Annotated in this window: 15 protein-coding genes, 1 tRNA gene and 2 pseudogenes; 9 read left to right on the forward strand and 9 right to left on the reverse strand. The window is 41.1% G+C overall.

Annotated features, from left to right (window positions below):
* Nucleotides 1–54 precede the first annotated feature (54 nt).
* Together LVY74_RS10780 and LVY74_RS10785 are read left to right on the forward strand one after the other, a co-directional pair.
* Nucleotides 55–645, forward strand: coding sequence for an HAD-IB family hydrolase (locus LVY74_RS10780; RefSeq protein ID WP_237815047.1), 591 nt, complete (start codon nt 55–57; stop codon nt 643–645).
* A gap of 126 nt (nt 646–771) precedes the next feature.
* Nucleotides 772–848, forward strand: a tRNA-Arg gene (locus LVY74_RS10785).
* A 67-nt stretch (nt 849–915) separates the two neighbouring features.
* Here the strand turns inward: LVY74_RS10785 and LVY74_RS10790 are convergent.
* Nucleotides 916–999: pseudogene (locus LVY74_RS10790) on the reverse strand (nitroreductase family protein); the annotation flags it as partial.
* 290 nt (nt 1,000–1,289) lie between these two features.
* Between LVY74_RS10790 and LVY74_RS10795 the strand changes: the two are divergent.
* On the forward strand, nt 1,290–1,787 hold the full coding sequence (locus tag LVY74_RS10795; RefSeq protein WP_151708687.1) for a YcxB family protein: 498 nt from the start codon (nt 1,290–1,292) through the stop codon (nt 1,785–1,787).
* Between the two features lie 15 nt (nt 1,788–1,802).
* Nucleotides 1,803–2,459, forward strand: a pseudogene (locus LVY74_RS10800) (fumarylacetoacetate hydrolase family protein); the annotation flags it as partial.
* A 31-nt stretch (nt 2,460–2,490) separates the two neighbouring features.
* Here the strand turns inward: LVY74_RS10800 and LVY74_RS10805 are convergent.
* A complete protein-coding gene (locus LVY74_RS10805) occupies nt 2,491–3,771 on the reverse strand; it encodes a YhjD/YihY/BrkB family envelope integrity protein (protein ID WP_237815048.1) in 1,281 nt (426 codons plus the stop codon).
* A gap of 109 nt (nt 3,772–3,880) precedes the next feature.
* Between LVY74_RS10805 and wrbA the strand changes: the two genes are divergently transcribed.
* Nucleotides 3,881–4,471 carry an NAD(P)H:quinone oxidoreductase gene (gene wrbA, locus LVY74_RS10810; protein ID WP_151708690.1) on the forward strand — a complete coding sequence of 197 codons (591 nt, stop codon included), beginning with the start codon at nt 3,881–3,883 and terminating at the stop codon, nt 4,469–4,471.
* A gap of 93 nt (nt 4,472–4,564) precedes the next feature.
* Here wrbA and LVY74_RS10815 read toward each other — a convergent pair whose 3' ends face one another.
* The 3 genes from LVY74_RS10815 to LVY74_RS10825 form a co-directional block, all read right to left on the reverse strand.
* Nucleotides 4,565–5,140 (reverse strand): xanthine phosphoribosyltransferase, encoded by a 576-nt coding sequence (locus LVY74_RS10815; protein ID WP_237815049.1) that lies wholly within the window; start codon nt 5,138–5,140, stop codon nt 4,565–4,567.
* Nucleotides 5,141–5,234: 94 nt separating this feature from the next.
* Nucleotides 5,235–5,945 (reverse strand): DUF3108 domain-containing protein, encoded by a 711-nt coding sequence (locus LVY74_RS10820; RefSeq protein ID WP_237815050.1) that lies wholly within the window; start codon nt 5,943–5,945, stop codon nt 5,235–5,237.
* 91 nt (nt 5,946–6,036) lie between these two features.
* Nucleotides 6,037–6,702: a hypothetical protein gene (locus LVY74_RS10825; protein WP_237815051.1), complete on the reverse strand. Its 666-nt coding sequence runs from the start codon at nt 6,700–6,702 to the stop codon at nt 6,037–6,039.
* Between the two features lie 207 nt (nt 6,703–6,909).
* Here LVY74_RS10825 and LVY74_RS10830 point away from each other — a divergent pair, with 207 nt between their 5' ends.
* Nucleotides 6,910–7,791 carry an energy transducer TonB gene (locus LVY74_RS10830; protein WP_237815052.1) on the forward strand — a complete coding sequence of 294 codons (882 nt, stop codon included), beginning with the start codon at nt 6,910–6,912 and terminating at the stop codon, nt 7,789–7,791.
* 27 nt (nt 7,792–7,818) lie between these two features.
* Here the strand turns inward: LVY74_RS10830 and LVY74_RS10835 are convergent, their stop codons facing one another.
* From LVY74_RS10835 to miaB, 4 genes are read right to left on the reverse strand one after another with little or no spacing between them, the layout of a single operon-like run.
* The gene (locus LVY74_RS10835; protein WP_237815053.1) at nt 7,819–8,118 is read right to left on the reverse strand and encodes an antibiotic biosynthesis monooxygenase family protein; all 300 of its coding nucleotides are present in this window, start codon (nt 8,116–8,118) and stop codon (nt 7,819–7,821) included.
* A gap of 21 nt (nt 8,119–8,139) precedes the next feature.
* Nucleotides 8,140–8,619 carry an rRNA maturation RNase YbeY gene (gene ybeY, locus LVY74_RS10840; RefSeq protein WP_111895284.1) on the reverse strand — a complete coding sequence of 160 codons (480 nt, stop codon included), beginning with the start codon at nt 8,617–8,619 and terminating at the stop codon, nt 8,140–8,142.
* Between the two features lie 9 nt (nt 8,620–8,628).
* Entirely contained in the window at nt 8,629–9,711 is a 1,083-nt protein-coding gene (locus tag LVY74_RS10845) for a PhoH family protein (RefSeq protein ID WP_237815054.1), read from the reverse strand.
* A 40-nt stretch (nt 9,712–9,751) separates the two neighbouring features.
* Nucleotides 9,752–11,209, reverse strand: a complete 1,458-nt coding sequence (miaB, locus tag LVY74_RS10850) for a tRNA (N6-isopentenyl adenosine(37)-C2)-methylthiotransferase MiaB (protein ID WP_237815055.1) — start codon at nt 11,207–11,209, stop codon at nt 9,752–9,754.
* A 254-nt stretch (nt 11,210–11,463) separates the two neighbouring features.
* Here miaB and LVY74_RS10855 point away from each other — a divergent pair, with 254 nt between their 5' ends.
* The 3 genes from LVY74_RS10855 (at nt 11,464) to LVY74_RS10865 (ending at nt 15,355) form a co-directional block, all read left to right on the forward strand.
* The gene (locus LVY74_RS10855) at nt 11,464–13,434 is read left to right on the forward strand and encodes a lytic transglycosylase domain-containing protein (RefSeq protein WP_237815056.1); all 1,971 of its coding nucleotides are present in this window, start codon (nt 11,464–11,466) and stop codon (nt 13,432–13,434) included.
* 30 nt (nt 13,435–13,464) lie between these two features.
* Nucleotides 13,465–14,130, forward strand: a complete 666-nt coding sequence (locus LVY74_RS10860) for a ribonuclease T2 family protein (protein ID WP_237815065.1) — start codon at nt 13,465–13,467, stop codon at nt 14,128–14,130.
* A gap of 238 nt (nt 14,131–14,368) precedes the next feature.
* Complete coding sequence (locus tag LVY74_RS10865) at nt 14,369–15,355, forward strand: malate dehydrogenase (protein WP_237815057.1); 987 nt, start codon at nt 14,369–14,371, stop codon at nt 15,353–15,355.
* Nucleotides 15,356–15,459: the final 104 nt, after the last annotated feature.

Here is a 15,459-nt window from a genome sequence, read left to right on the forward strand (position 1 = left end):
AAAGCGGTTTTTTTATGCCTGAAATTTATAAAAATAAATCGTAGATATAACAATATGAATCTCGCACTTTTTGATTTTGATCATACCATTACCCATACCGACAGTTTTGCTCAATTTTTAAAATATTCATTGTCTTATCGCAAACTGTTCTTCGGTGGTTTTCGGGCTGCGCCGTGGTTTATGGCATTTCGAGCGGGATATGTCAGCGATCAGCAAATTCGAATGAGATTATGTCGAGTTGCCTATAAAAATTACCCTGTTAACAAACTGGAACAGCAAGGTTTACAATTTTCAAAAACGATTTTGCCGAATTTGCTGCATGAGCATGCCAAACAGCGAATTGCTTGGCATCAACAGCAGGGCGATCAGGTCGTCGTGGTGTCGTCTTCTTTAGATGTGTATTTAAAAGACTGGTGTCAGCAGCAGGGCATTGACTTGATTTGTAATCAGCTTGAAGTTCGGGCGGGTCGTTATACTGGAGAGTTACAGCAAGGTGATTGTGGTTATGTCGAAAAAGCCAATCGCGTACAGCAGAAATATAAACTCAGCGACTTTGATGCAATTTATGCGTATGGCGACAGTCCAAATGATCATGCCATGTTGGCATTGGCGGATTATAAGTTTTATCAGTGGCAAGAAATCTAGATTTAAGGCGTATTTTTAAACAAGGAAGTCTGATTTCGCTTAATAACTATTCATTCGCTATTAATTTTTGAAAAAAGGCTAGGCATTTTTTTTAAAGTGCGTATAATGCCCATCCATCAAGACAATGCGCTCATAGCTCAGCTGGATAGAGCACTTGGCTACGAACTAAGGGGTCGGGAGTTCGAATCTCTCTGAGCGCACCAACTTGATCAAGATTGAAAAAACCGCAGATTAAATGCGGTTTTTTTGTGCCTGTATTTTATGGTTGCATTATGCAAAGGTTTTAAAGCGTGCTGCATCATCCATAAATGTTTTTTCGCCTGCTTCCGCTTCAATTGAGCCAAATGCCAATCGCATAAATAGAACGAATTTTCTCCATAATTTCCAAGAAAGAAACTGGTGCAGTTTCAATTCAAGATTCGACGGGTTGGTTTTTTAAACCAAACAATTTTTCAAAGAAAGACATAAAATTATTTCTAAAATATGCCGTACATAAAAGTTATTTTATAGTTTTAAATTGATGGTCTACTATTTTATTTATGCAACGATGTGGATACTGTTGCAAAATAGCACAGAGATTGATTTTAAAAGCCAAGGTGATTGTGGTCTAATAGCGATACTTTTTTGAGTATTTGCAGCATGTTATGACAGATCAAAAACCTGCCCTATCTTTGCGTTACGCCCTAAATTTAGAAGAATCACAGGACGGCTTTGGGCTTGCAACTTTTGGTAAAAAACAAATTACCCGTTTTCTTACACCACTGATTAGTCTAGGAATTATTGTCTATGGCTTTTATATCGGTTTTTCTGGTGTAGGTCGTTACTATGTGGGTTTAGGGGTATTCTTTTTAGTATTGCAAATTGCGATGCGTTATTGGTTATTGCCAATGCTTTTTAGACGTCAGTTCGTTAAATATCAGGCAGCGAAAAGCGAGCAGGGTATTGATCTTTATCAGCATTATTTTGAATTGTATTCGGGTGGGCGCAAGCAGCAGTATCCATACAGCGAAGTGCAGAATTTTGCCCAAGGCAAACTGACGTATATGTTGGAACTGAAAACACGTAGTGTTCTGATCGTACCAAAACGTGCCTTTGCGCAGCCTGATGAACAGCGTCTTTTTGAGCATAGTTTCAAAAAATAATCGAATCATCAAGAGAACAAAGGAAGTCGTATGAGTGTTCGTCCAAATAAGATCGTGTGTGTGGGTCGTAGCTATGCAGATCATGCCAAAGAACTTGGCAATGCCGTTCCAGATCGTCCAGTGCTATTTATTAAGCCTTCAAGCAGCTTAATTGGTTTGGATGATGGTATCTCATGGAATTCGGCACTCGGTAGCTGTCATCATGAATGCGAGCTAACTTTGCGTATCGACCAAACCTTGAAGGCTGAAACTGATCCTGCAAAAGCACTTGCAGCAATTGGTGCGGTGACATTGGGACTAGATTTAACGTTGCGTGATTTGCAAACTGAATTGAAAAATAAAGGTCAGCCTTGGGAACGTGCTAAATCTTTCGATGGCGCTTGTGTGCTTGCCGACTGGGTTGATGTCAGTGAAATTGAAGACTGGAAACATGTTCACTATACACTTGAAGTGAATGATGCGATTCGTCAGTCTGGTGATACGGCATTGTTACTGTTCCCAATTGCTGAAATGCTCTGTGACATGAGTCAGGCATTTACCATTGAAGCGGGTGATGTGGTGATGACGGGCACACCAGCAGGAGTGGCAGCATTAGCAGCAGGTGATCAACTTAAAATGACTTTAAAAGGTCAAAGCCAAGATTTTGTTTGGACAACTTTTGTAAAAGCCTAAGTTGTTCTGAGGTCAAAAAAACCGAGTGTGATCACTCGGTTTTTTGATATGGAATATTGCTCAATGCGGTTCGATGATCAAATAAATGGGCTAAAGGAATAGATAAATGACTTTTTAGATAATCATCGGCATCATTGAGTAAAGGCTCAAGTGCTTGCATCCATTGATCATCATCATGAATATTACAAACATCACGGCGCAGTGGTAAGGTAAACGGTAAGGTGTTATAGAAGCTCCAAAAATCAACTTGAGACAAGTTGCGAATCAGCGCATATTCATCCCCATCGGTGCGTTTAATCAAGTGTTGACGTTCAAGCAATTCAACATAAGCAGGCCAACGTCCCACTTCGCCACGACCTAAGATTTTGAGGGCTTCCTCATCGTTGACTGTTTCACCTAGTTTCTGTTTTTTATAAAATAAATCTAAAATATCAAGCAGCATAATCACAGGGTGACGTTTTTGGCGATTGCCTGTACTAAAAGAGGTGAGAGCGAAACTGACCTCGACGCCTAATAAGACGATATTCCATGATAAATAAATCCATAATAGAAAAATAGGAACCGCGGCAAATGCACCATAGACCAGTTCATAGCTAGTAAAATTTGCCATCATGAAACCAAAAAAGCTTTTGAGTAACTGAAAAATTGAACCACTCAAAATGCCTGCAATTGCAGCGGCTTTAATCGGTACAGATCGGTTTGGGATTGTCCAATAAATAATAAAAAAACCAAGAATAATCAGAATATAAGAAATAAATCCTAGAAATACCGTACCATCGATTTGATAACCAACAAAATTATTGCTCAAGATATTTAGGGAAGCGACAGTTGATGAAATCACAAATGCACTACCTAACAGAATTGGACCTAAAGAAATAATGGTCCAATAGCGCATAAAACCAATAATTCCACCACGCTGTTGCTTGACTCGCCAAATACGGTTAAAAGCTTCCTCAACACTAGTGAGCATCATTAGTGAAGTGAGGAATAAAAATAAAATCCCGATCACGGTCAGGTTGCTGGACTTGTCCGTAAACGAGTTAAAGGCCTGATCAAAAGCGATGCTGCTTTTAGGTAATAGATTGGTATAGATGAGGTGCTGTACTTGCTGACGTGCAGGTTCTAGCGCTTTAATCGAAGAAATAATGACTAAAAACACTGTTAGCATAGGTACGACAGCAAATAACGTGGTGTAAGTCAGTGAAGCGGCTTTGTCACGACAACGATCATTCTCAAACCGATTGATTGTAAATAAAAGAAACTGAAACCATTTTTTTTCATAAAATGGCAGGCGCATCAGAAGTTTTTGCATAACCTAGCCCTAATTTTTTTGATGAGAATTTATGTAATATTTCTCTAAGGCTACCCAAAAAAACTACAAAATACCGTATAGTTTTCTTTTTTATTGTATTTCAAGAGCAATGCAAACCTATATTCTCGTACTGTATTACAGCAAATATGGCTCAACCAAAGAAATGGCACACTTGATTGCCGATGGTATTGAAGCAGCAGGGATGTCCGTCAAAATTCGTACCGTTCCACAATTGACCACGGCGGTAGAAGTCGCTGCGCCAAGTATTCCTGAAGAAGGCGATATTTACTGTAGTTTAGAGGATTTGGCAGGCTGTGCAGGTTTGGCACTAGGTTCGCCAACGCGCTTTGGTAACATGGCGAGCGAGATGAAATACTTTTGGGATCAGACCACGACCTTATGGCTGAGTGGAGCTTTACATAACAAACCTGCTTGTGTCTTTACATCATCGGGTTCGATGCATGGTGGACAGGAAAGTACCTTGCTCAGTATGTTGCCGCCGTTATTTCACCATGGCATGATGATTTTAGGTTTAACCAATGCACATCCCGCATTGTCCAATACTAAATCAGGCGGAACGCCGTATGGGGCAAGTCATGTCAGTGGTTCACGTCATGATCAAGGTTTAAGTGCGGAAGAAAAAGCGTTGTGTATTGAACAGGGTAAGCGTTTGGGTGAAGTCGCATTGAAATTGCAATAACAAGATTGATTTTTAGGTCGATGACTGGGCAAGCATTCCAATTCATCGACCAAATGGTCCAAAAAAAAGAGCGAATCAATCGCTCTTTTTTATTTAATCTCGAACAAAAGTGACTTGACCGTCAGCTAAGGACTCAACGCGTGCGAGAGACTCGATGCGATAGCCTTTTTCAAGCAAGAGTTGACGACCTGTTTGGAATGATTTTTCAATCACAATACCCAAACCAACCACTTCAGCTTGAGCTTGATGGACTAAATCAATTAAACCTAACGCCGCTTGACCATTTGCCAAGAAATCATCAATCACAAGGACTTTATCAGTCGCATGTAAGTACTTGTTTGAAATCGTAATGGTGCTGGTGGTTTGCTTGGTAAATGAATAGACTTTTGATTCGTACAAATCATTTTTTAGGGTTAAAGACTGATGTTTACGCGCAAAAATGACGGGAACACCAAGTTCTAAACCTGCCATTACCGCAGGTGCAATACCTGAAGCTTCAATGGTGATGATTTTGGTAATACCTTGATCTTTAAAGCGTACAGCAAATTCATGTCCAATTTGCTGCATCAAGACAGGATCGATTTGGTGATTTAAGAAAGCATCTACTTTCAGAACTTGATCAGATAGAACGATACCTTCACTTAAGATTTTCTGTTCTAGTGCTTGCACAGGGAGGAACCTCTAAGGAACGGATGCTTTTTTAAGCAAAGGCGTATTTTAAAAAGCATCCGAAAAATTGCAAGTCAAAATTGCAAAAATGCGTTTATTTGGTTGGTCCTTGATAGCCTGTGAGCAAAATACCATAAGAACTGCTACCATCATTATGGGCAACTTTGACAGGTAAGTAGTCAAGTTTAGGCGCTAACCAGAAAATGGTATTACGTTCGGCTTTGCCGTGTTCTAGTTTGACCTTGATGGTACTGAGTGTGCCATAAGGAGTAACGAGGTTTTCATTACCCAGTTTAATAAAACGGCGAGCATCTACCCCTTTGGCATCAGTCAGCGGATAACTGTTTTTAAGCCCTGATTTTTGTAAATCTTCACGGATTTGGATTTCAGCATTGAGTTCATCCAAAGCGCCTGTTTTCCATGCAAACGAACGTGCTTTGCCTTTGCGGTTGGTGGCAATGGTTTTGGCGGCAGGATTAAAGTTGATTTTAAGCGTATCAGACAAGCCAATATAACTGGCATTACGGCTAAAACTATTGGAAACCACATTATTGCCGATGAGGGAAAAGTTACTGGTTTCGGTGGCAGAAGCTAAAATACCTGCCTTTGCTGCAAAGACATAAGTCCAGTTATTGCCATTTTGTTTTAAACTACGGGTTGCTGAACCCATATTTTTACCGTTATAGGAAAACTGGTAAGTTGCCTGAAATGGGCTGAGTGCCATAGCTTCTGAAGAAATTGCGACAGCACCAAGCAAAAGAACAGCAACACCCAAAGAGCGTGCAGGGATTCGTTGTTTAAGCATAATCATTCCTACAATATTTATATTTTATCGTGACATAGATTAATCGATGAAATGTGGATGCATACATACATTTTGTATGAGATCCATCATATTATGTGCTTTTTTCAGCGTCTTTTGTTGTATCAATAGGATCAGTTAATGTTGACTCCTCTGAAGTTTTCTTAAAGAGCGCTTCTAAATTGACATTGCCCAAAACCACCAGTTCAGCTTCACGTAATACCGCATGATTGACGTGAACTTTGGCTAAAGTTTCAATGATCGATGGATTTTTGCCCAGCCAGCGATTCAGATCGAGATATAACAGATCATCTTTGACATCAAGTACATTAAAACGCTGTAAAATTGTACCGAGTGGATCTTTGTCTAAAACTTTTTGATAAAAGAATAGAGCGAATTTAACGGCTATTTTTTGGAAAAAATTTTTATATTTAGCTTCAATGACTTGAGTTTGGCTAATTTGTTCAAAGACCAAGAGCTGGGTATCTTTGTTGAGTTCCATTTGTAATAATTTTAGGTCAACAGATAAAGTGGTATACAAGCCTTGAACGTCAAGTGTGGCATATAAACGTAGCCAGTCATCATGTACATCGGCATGTAAGTCCTGCAAAATTTTCACGTTATCGGTCACAAAACGTTTGAAAGTTGCGTTTAGAAATACTTGTGATAATGCAAATTCACGCTCTTCCTCAATAAATCCTCCAGCCTTGCGGTATACCTCGCGGATACGTTTAGAAATGTTGGAAATGAGCGTTTGCATAAATGGCTTCCAAAAAATAGTTTTTTATACGGGTTGCAATCTTATTGAATAAGATGAAAAATTCACATCTATTTTTTATACTCGCTGTTGCAAAGTCGATCAGCTATATTCGGCTGCAAAAAATAGTATAAAACAGCATTTTTCTCTAAAAAAATCGCATATTTGTATGTTACGTGTATTTTTGACAAGTTTGGTCGTTTTAATGTTATGACAAAGCAATACTTGATTCAGCAAAAAATCACACTGTCTTGGTGGAAAGACTCGGTGTTTATGGTGGCAGTGATTTCGGCATTGCTACTGCATCTTATTTTGTTGTGCATACGCTTTGCGATGCCGCATGCCGATCAGTCTATGCATCAAGAAATTGCTGTGACGATTCGACCAAGCAAAGATGCAGTGGAAAATGCAGACTTTATTGCGCAGGCAGATCAACAAGGTTCAGGGATTTTTAGACAAAAACACCGTATGTCAACCAATCTTGCCCCAGCAGATGAGTCTCAGTCCGCAGGTGATCAACAACTGCAACAACTTGAAATGGTTAAACAGCAGCGCGAGCTTAAATTTGAAGAAAAAGTGCTGATGACTGTTTTGAGCTGGCAAAAACAAAGTGAAGATCAACGTCGTAAAAAAGCCATGGATGAATTGCAAAGTCAATATCAGGCGAAAGCGGCGATGGTGGCAAGTCTTGAAGCTCAGTATTTACAGCGCCAACAAGATTTTAGTCGCCAGCAAAAAATTAAAACCGTAGATGGTATTCAGGCTAAACGGGATGCATCGGCGGCTTATTTGAATAAGTTCCGTGAAAAAGTGGAGTTATACGGCAACCGCTATTATCCAGAACAAGCCAAGCAACAACGCTGGTCTGGCGAAGTTCGTTTAATGGTGGTCTTAAATAGTGAGGGTGGGGTACGTGCATTGCATTTATTGCAGAGTTCTGGACATGCTATTTTGGATGAAGCTGCCAAGGATTCAGTCCGCCGTGGTGCGCCGTTTGGGCGTTTCGATGCCAGTATGAAAGATATTTCTGAATTACGTATTGTACGGACATGGCGTTTTGATCCAGCTGAAGCTGAATTTGAAGTGAAATAAAAAAATCGGGAATTTATCCCGATTTTTTTATGTGATTTGATTGATTTGATACTGTCGCTGCAATTCACAAATTTCAACGCTATAGTTTTTGTACCAGCGTTCTCGTCCGATCTGTTGAGCGATTTGATGTTCAGGATCTTGTTGCCAACGTTGAATACTGGCGAGGTCTGTCCAATATGACAGTGCAATTTCTTGCTCATTTTCAGTATAGGACTCGAACTTCAAGCAACCATAGTCAGCAAAGGCCTTTTGACGTAATTGCTGTGCAGTTTGACTATATTCTGAATCGAGCTGTGCAATCTCTGCTTTGAAAATCACCACAAACATCAATTGCACTCCTTTCTATTTTTACTGATCCTGATACGGATTGGCTAAACCGAGTTTGGCTAAAATTTCAATTTCCAAAGCTTCCATTTCCTCAGCATCTTCATCACTAGTTTCATGGTCATAGCCAAGCAAATGCAGTGTGCCATGCACTAACATATGGGTGAAATGATCGAGCGGTTTTTTATGCTGTTGATCGGCTTCCTGCAAAACGACAGGAATGCAGATCACCAAGTCACCCAGTGGAAAAGCATCCAGCATGGGGAGGACTTCTTCGGGAATGTCACTTGGAAAAGACAGAACATTGGTCGGTTTGTCTTTTTGGCGGTATTGTAAATTCAGTTCATGACTTTCAGCATTATCCACACAAGCAACCCCGATTTCACAATCTTGCTGCATGTCGACATGGCGTAAAGTGGTTTCAATGACTTTTTTAAGATAACCACGTTTTAGCACCAGTTCAGGTGCTAAAACGTCTTGTTGTAATGAAAGATTAAGTTTCAAAATGAGTCCTTAAGCGTCCTGATGTTGGGCATCTGCCGCGACATCATTTTCTTGAATGAGTGCTTCATGGCGCGCTTTGCGTGCAGCACGTTCTTCAGCACCAATTCGGTGTTGCTCACTGTCCCAGCCTTCGTAGGCTTCGACAATTTTTTGTACGAGTTGATGGCGAACCACATCACGAGAGTGGAAACGCGTAATATGAATTTCAGTTACATGCTCTAAAACACGCAAAGCATGAGCTAAGCCTGATTGCTGACCACGTGGTAAATCGACTTGGGTAATATCCCCTGTAATCACGGCGCGAGAACCAAAACCTAAACGAGTGAGAAACATCTTCATTTGTTCAGGTGTGGTGTTTTGTGCTTCATCCAAAATCACAAACGAGTGATTTAAGGTACGTCCACGCATATAAGCGAGCGGTGCAACTTCAATCACTTGGCGTTCGATCAACTTCGCCACTTTTTCAAAGCCAAGCATTTCATACAAGGCATCGTAAAGTGGACGTAGATAGGGATCAATTTTTTGGCTTAAGTCACCAGGGAGGAAACCCAGTTTTTCACCTGCTTCAACCGCAGGACGAACCAAGAGAATTCGCTGGATTTCGTTACGTTCGAGCATATCGACTGCTGCAGCAACGGCTAAATAGGTTTTACCCGTTCCCGCAGGTCCAATACCAAAAGAAATATCACTTTGCAAAATACGCTGTACATAGCGTTTCTGGTTTGCACCACGCGGGTTAATACGCCCTTTGCGTGTTTGTAACCAGACGCTGTCTAGCCCAGTATGCTCCTGACCCTCATCATCCATCAGATCACGCTCGGTCTGACTGCCTTGAATCATCATGTGTAATTGGTCTGCACTAATCGGAGAGGACAGTTCAGCTTCTTCATGCAGTCGCTGTAACAGGGTTTCTGCTCTCTCCACCGCCTCAATGTCACCATCGATATAAAAAACATCGCCTCGATGGGTAATTTGGACGTCTAAACGTTGTTCAATTTGTTTCAAGTGACCGTTGTAAGCACCGAGCATGCTTTTTAAACGGTCCATTGAAATACCTGGAAAAGATACTGTACGTCGGATCGCTGCAGTCAAGACAATTCCTTTTAAGTGTTGTTTAGTCTATAGCCCTACATTACGCCACGTCAGGCTCAAGATTCAAGAGCTCACCATAGACTAAATTCAAAGTTTTAATCTCGGTAATCTCAATTTCTGCAAAACGACCAACCCAAGTCGTATCGCCAATAAACGTTACTAAACGGGTGTTGTCTGCTGTGCCGACCAAAAGATTTGGGTCTTTATTAGAAACATTTTCAATCAAGACACGTTGCACTGTACCTAGCATGGCATCAGTTTTGTCGATACTAGACTGTTTAATGACTTTTTGAACTTGTGCAAGACGGTCTTTTTTCACATCTTCAGGCGTTGTATCTTCAAGTTCTGAGGCAGGTGTGCCAGGGCGTTTCGAGTAGATAAAGCTATAAGAATGATCGAAGTCTAAATCTTTGATAAATTGTAAGGTTTCAGAGAAGTTCTCATCAGTTTCACCTGGGAAACCAATAATAAAATCACTCGACAAATGCATGTCTGGACGGATTTTACGTAACTTAGCAATCTTGTTGATATAGACATCAATGGTGTGGTTGCGCTTCATGGCTTGTAACACAGCATTTGAACCACTTTGTACAGGCAAGTGCAAATGTGACACCATTTGTGGAAGATCACGGTAGCACTGAATTAGGTCTTCAGAAAATTCAAGTGGATGCGATGTGGTATAACGTAGACGACCAATCCCTGGAATTTCTGAAACTAAACGTAACAAATCAGCGAAGGTACAGATTTTGCCATCAAAGGTTTCACCACGATAACCATTGACGTTTTGACCTAAAAGGTTGATTTCACGAACGCCTTTTTCAGCAAGACCTGCAATTTCCGCCAAGACATCATCAAGTGGACGAGAAACTTCTTCACCACGTGTGTAAGGCACAACACAGAATGAACAATATTTTGAACAACCTTCCATAATCGAAACAAAGGCTTTGTAACCTTCAACACGTGGTTCAGGCAAGAAGTCGAATTTTTCAATATCAGGGAATGAGATATCGACCAGTTTAATTTTGTCTTGCTTTGGCTTTTCAACTTGATCGTTGTGTTGATCGAGCATTTGCGGTAAGCGATGCAAAGTTTGTGGGCCAAAAACCATGTCGACATACGGTGCACGTTTTTGAATGTTGTCACCTTCTTGTGAAGCGACACAACCACCGACACCAATCACAAGATCAGGATTTTTTTCTTTCAGTTTGCGCCAACGACCAAGCTCACTAAAGACTTTTTCTTGAGCTTTTTCACGAATTGAACAGGTGTTCATCAAAAGAATGTCAGCATCTTTTGGATCGTTGGTGAGTACATAGCCGTGTGAGTCGCCGAGGAGGTCGGCCATACGGTGACTGTCATATTCATTCATTTGACACCCTTGAGTTTCAATGTACAGTTTTTTCACTGCGTTTGAAACGTCAGAGGTGTGCAAAGGCTGGGAGACAGTGTTTTCTGAGGCAGCTTCGGCACGTGCTGGAATGAAGGTCTGAACCGTCATGTAGGCTCCTGAAAAATAAGGCTAAGTGTTCAGGTCTACAGTGGTATGAACCTGTAACACTTTGGCAAGGAAGAAAAGGAGCGGTATTTTAGCATTTTTTGTTTTGAAGCTATAGCTCTTTTGGTTTTTACGGATCGGTACAAAATTGCCGATTCTTTGCCCAAAATGATTACATAACATAACAACAACAGTGCATCTATTAACATTAAACTGAGGGCAAAAATTGCAGGGCAAGTAAGGGTATATTCGGCTATATGAAAAAATTGCGGGTTTTATGTGCAACAACATATCAATTTTATGGTCGTCTATTTGCCTTAGGGTGTGTTTTTGGAGCCAATGGAGCAGCGTTTGCTGCCGAAGAACAATTTAATGATGCATTACGTGCTGCAAATTCAGGAAATACAGCATTATTGGATCAGTATACGGCAAGCATGCAACAAGATGCTTTGGGGTATTACCCTGAATACTGGAAACTCAATATCAATTTAGGTTATCAACCGTCTGGTCAAATTGTTGATTTTGCAAGACGCTATCCACAATCTGCGATGGCAGAAAAATTAGCTGCTGATTATGTCGAAGAAAAAGTCAAGCAAGCTGATTATAACAATGCCCAACCTGTTGTTCCTTATGTCACCAATCCTGATCAAGCAGAGAGTTGTGCGGTTGCACAGGTACGCGCCAAATCTGGTGATCCTTTGGTTTTTGCTGAATTTAAAGATTTATGGCTCAGTACCGAAAGCTTGCCTGATGCCTGTCAAAGTCTGGGACGAATGATGCTCAGTAGTCCACTCATGAGTACGCAAGATAAACAGCAACGCTTATGGGGGCAATTGCGAGCAGGGCAGTTAGGAGCAGCATTGGCAACAGCTCAAGCCATGGGATTAAATCTATCTTTGGCTCAACTCAATCAAATTCAGAACAGTCCATTGAACTATCTTTGGTCAGCACCTAAAAATAATGCTACAGACTATGCTTATTTAATCTTTGCTTTATCACGTTTGACTCAAACTGATCTGGATTCGGGTTTAAGTGCTGCAAATCGTGCAGCAGAGAATGTTCCTGAACCTGTACAGAAATATTTATATCGCAGTGTGGCATATATTGGCGGTACGAGCGTTCTCAAAAATAATTTTAATCGCATTGTGCTCAACTATTTTGATGCCAGTTATGGTGACTTAGCTTTTAGTCCAGAAGAGGCTGAAATTTATGCCCGTCAGGCGGTACGTTTTGGTGCATGGGATAGTGTCATGCGTGCGATTGGTAGTATGAGTGTAACCCAACAGCAAGAAGACCGTTGGCAATACTGGTTAGCTCGTGCTTATGAGCAACGTGGCGATGCAAACTCGAAACGAATTGCAATGGGAATCTATCAGCGTTTGGCAAAAAGTGGTGATGATTATCATAACTTATTGGCTCAACAGCGATTAGGTGAAGCATATAGCAAACGGATTCAATATCAGCCTACAGCCAGCGATTTTCGGCGCTTAGATCAAGATATTCATTTTCGTCGTGCATTTGCATTAAAACGTATTAATGCCTCAGATATTTATACAAATCGCGAATGGAACTGGGCAGTGCGACAGGCGTATTTACGTGAAGATGATGGTTTGTTGTTGGCAGCTGCACAGCGTGCAGCCGATATGGGCTGGTATGATCGTGCGATTTATGCAGCGAATCGTACAATCAATAAACACAATGATCGTTTGAGTTATTTAACGCCTCATCAAAATACGGTGGTCAGTTATAGTCAAAATGTGGGCTTAGATCCTGCATGGGCGTATGGATTAATGCGTCAGGAAAGTCGTTTTGTGACACATGCCCGTTCTAGTGTTGGAGCGGGAGGTTTAATGCAAATCATGCCAGAAACTGCGAAACAAGTCGCAAAAAAAATGGGAGAAACGTATAATCCCGCCGTATTAACCGATATGAATACAAATGTACGTTATGGTACGTATTATTTGTCCATGATTCAGGGGCAACTCAGTGACAATGCTGTGTTAGCCACAGCAGGTTATAATGCAGGACCAAACCGCGCGCGCCGTTGGCAAGCCAGTACGGGAACCATTGCGGCAGACCAATATGTTGAAAGTATTCCATTATCTGAAACGCGTGATTACGTTAAAAATGTCATGACCAATGCAACTCACTATGGTTCAGTGCTTGGACAGGGAATACAAAATATTGGTAAATGGATGCGTGCAATCCCCGCACGTCTAGAACAGTAAATGCGAGAGATCTGACTTTTGGTTTCCTACATCATTAGACAAGAATGCTTAGCTTATTCAGCTTCTTTTGTTATCGGCGGCTTACTGATGTTTGGGCTGATGGTTATGTATTCTCCAGCACATGCTGAATCGAACTCTAGCCGTGGCGGAGATATTCTACATGTTCAGATGACCCCTGCAATTTGTGCATTAGACCCCAATCGTAAAAAACAGCGAAAATGCCTTGAAGGTTATGCGCTAACAGTCGCAGGTCTTGTTCCTGAAACCATGCGTGCAGGTTGTGAAACCAACAGCTCAGCGATATTGCCCCCTTTACAAGCCAAAGTTGTTGCACGCATTATTCCTGATGAAGCATCACGCATTCAGCTTTGGCGAAGTGTTGGTGGGTGTATGTCAATGTCCGCCGTACAATATTTTAGAACCATTATTAATTATGCACAGAGGCTCAAAATTCCTGCAGTATTAACAGATGCTTCTTCACATACTATTCAACGACCGACATTGCTCGCCCAATTTTTAAAACTCAACTCGGGTTTACCTGCAGATGGTATTGAGTTTCATTGTCAGAGCAATCATGGCACAACTGTATTGACGCATGTCAGCATTTGTTACAACAGCAACGGCACATATAAAGCTTGTGCAAATCATGAAATTTCAAATTGTCCAAAAAGTTTTACCATACAGGGAACTTATTAATCTGCTTTGCATGCATTCATCAGGTGATTTGTCACGTAGTGAAGCAACGGAAGATCAGTAAATTTAGCTATTAACACACTTCATTTTGTTTAAATTTTCTATCAGACTTTTGTTGCAAATCATTCTATTTTTCATGCATGACCCGCAAGATTGGAGTACAATAATTGCCGTTTATGATTAAGGATTAAATGGAACCACTGTTTAATCATATCAACGATCCTCAATTGGAGATAATCACATGAAGCAACCCGTTCGTGTTGCCGTTACAGGCGCTGCAGGTCAAATCGGTTATAGCTTATTATTCCGTATTGCAAGCGGTGAAATGTTAGGGAAAGACCAACCAGTTATTTTACAATTGCTTGAAATTCCAGTTGAAAAAGCTCAACAAGCGCTTAAAGGCGTAATGATGGAACTTGATGACTGTGCGTTCCCATTGTTGGCTGGCATGATCGGTACTGATGATCCTAAAGTTGCATTCAAAGATGCTGACTATGCATTGTTAGTGGGTTCACGTCCACGTGGTCCAGGTATGGAACGTGCTGACTTACTTAAAGTAAACGGTGAAATCTTCATTGGTCAAGGTAAAGCACTGAACGAAGTTGCTAGCCGTGACGTTAAAGTGCTTGTTGTCGGTAACCCTGCAAACACTAACGCTTACATCGCAATGAAATCTGCTCCAGATCTTCCAGCGAAAAACTTTACTGCAATGTTGCGTCTTGACCACAACCGTGCATTGACTCAACTTGCTCAAAAAGCGGGTGTTGCAGTTTCTGACATCGAAAACATGACTGTTTGGGGTAACCACTCTCCAACAATGTATGCTGACTACCGTTTTGCAAACGTAAACGGCGAAAGCTTGAAAGACAAAATCAACGATGCTGACTGGAACGCTAACGTATTCCTTCCAACTGTTGGTAAACGTGGTGCTGCGATCATCGAAGCGCGTGGTCTTTCTTCTGCTGCTTCTGCTGCAAATGCTGCAATCGACCATATGCGTGATTGGGCACTTGGCACTAACGGCAAATGGGTAACTATGGGTATTCCTTCTGACGGTTCTTATGGTATTCCTGAAGGCGTAATGTTCGGTTTCCCTGTAACAACTGAAAACGGTGAATACAAAATCGTTCAAGGTTTAGAAATCGACGAATTCAGCCGTGAGCGTATCAACTTCACTCTAAATGAGCTAGAAGAAGAACGTGCAGCAGTTGCTGACATGGTGAACTAATTTAATCTTTGCAGATTAAGTTAAAAAAGCACTCCATTTCGGGGTAATGCCAGTCAGTTAAGCAAAAAAAGATAAATTGCTGTAAAAATGAGTGTATGCAAATA

The sequence above is a fragment of the Acinetobacter sp. ME22 genome (assembly GCF_022012315.1).
Classification (GTDB): domain Bacteria; phylum Pseudomonadota; class Gammaproteobacteria; order Pseudomonadales; family Moraxellaceae; genus Acinetobacter; species Acinetobacter brisouii_A.

Excerpts from the sequence above, each read along its gene's own strand:
- LVY74_RS10830 (WP_237815052.1), top strand. The coding sequence starts at position 6,910 with ATGACAAAGCAATACTTGATTCAGCAAAAAATCACACTGTCTTGGTGG.
- LVY74_RS10780 (WP_237815047.1), top strand. The coding sequence starts at position 55 with ATGAATCTCGCACTTTTTGATTTTGATCATACCATTACCCATACCGAC.
- LVY74_RS10855 (WP_237815056.1), top strand. The coding sequence starts at position 11,464 with ATGAAAAAATTGCGGGTTTTATGTGCAACAACATATCAATTTTATGGT.
- LVY74_RS10805 (WP_237815048.1), bottom strand. The coding sequence starts at position 3,771 with ATGCAAAAACTTCTGATGCGCCTGCCATTTTATGAAAAAAAATGGTTT.
- LVY74_RS10865 (WP_237815057.1), top strand. The coding sequence starts at position 14,369 with ATGAAGCAACCCGTTCGTGTTGCCGTTACAGGCGCTGCAGGTCAAATC.
- LVY74_RS10835 (WP_237815053.1), bottom strand. The coding sequence starts at position 8,118 with ATGTTTGTGGTGATTTTCAAAGCAGAGATTGCACAGCTCGATTCAGAA.
- miaB (WP_237815055.1), bottom strand. The coding sequence starts at position 11,209 with ATGACGGTTCAGACCTTCATTCCAGCACGTGCCGAAGCTGCCTCAGAA.
- LVY74_RS10795 (WP_151708687.1), top strand. The coding sequence starts at position 1,290 with ATGACAGATCAAAAACCTGCCCTATCTTTGCGTTACGCCCTAAATTTA.
- wrbA (WP_151708690.1), top strand. The coding sequence starts at position 3,881 with ATGCAAACCTATATTCTCGTACTGTATTACAGCAAATATGGCTCAACC.
- LVY74_RS10820 (WP_237815050.1), bottom strand. The coding sequence starts at position 5,945 with ATGCTTAAACAACGAATCCCTGCACGCTCTTTGGGTGTTGCTGTTCTT.
- LVY74_RS10825 (WP_237815051.1), bottom strand. The coding sequence starts at position 6,702 with ATGCAAACGCTCATTTCCAACATTTCTAAACGTATCCGCGAGGTATAC.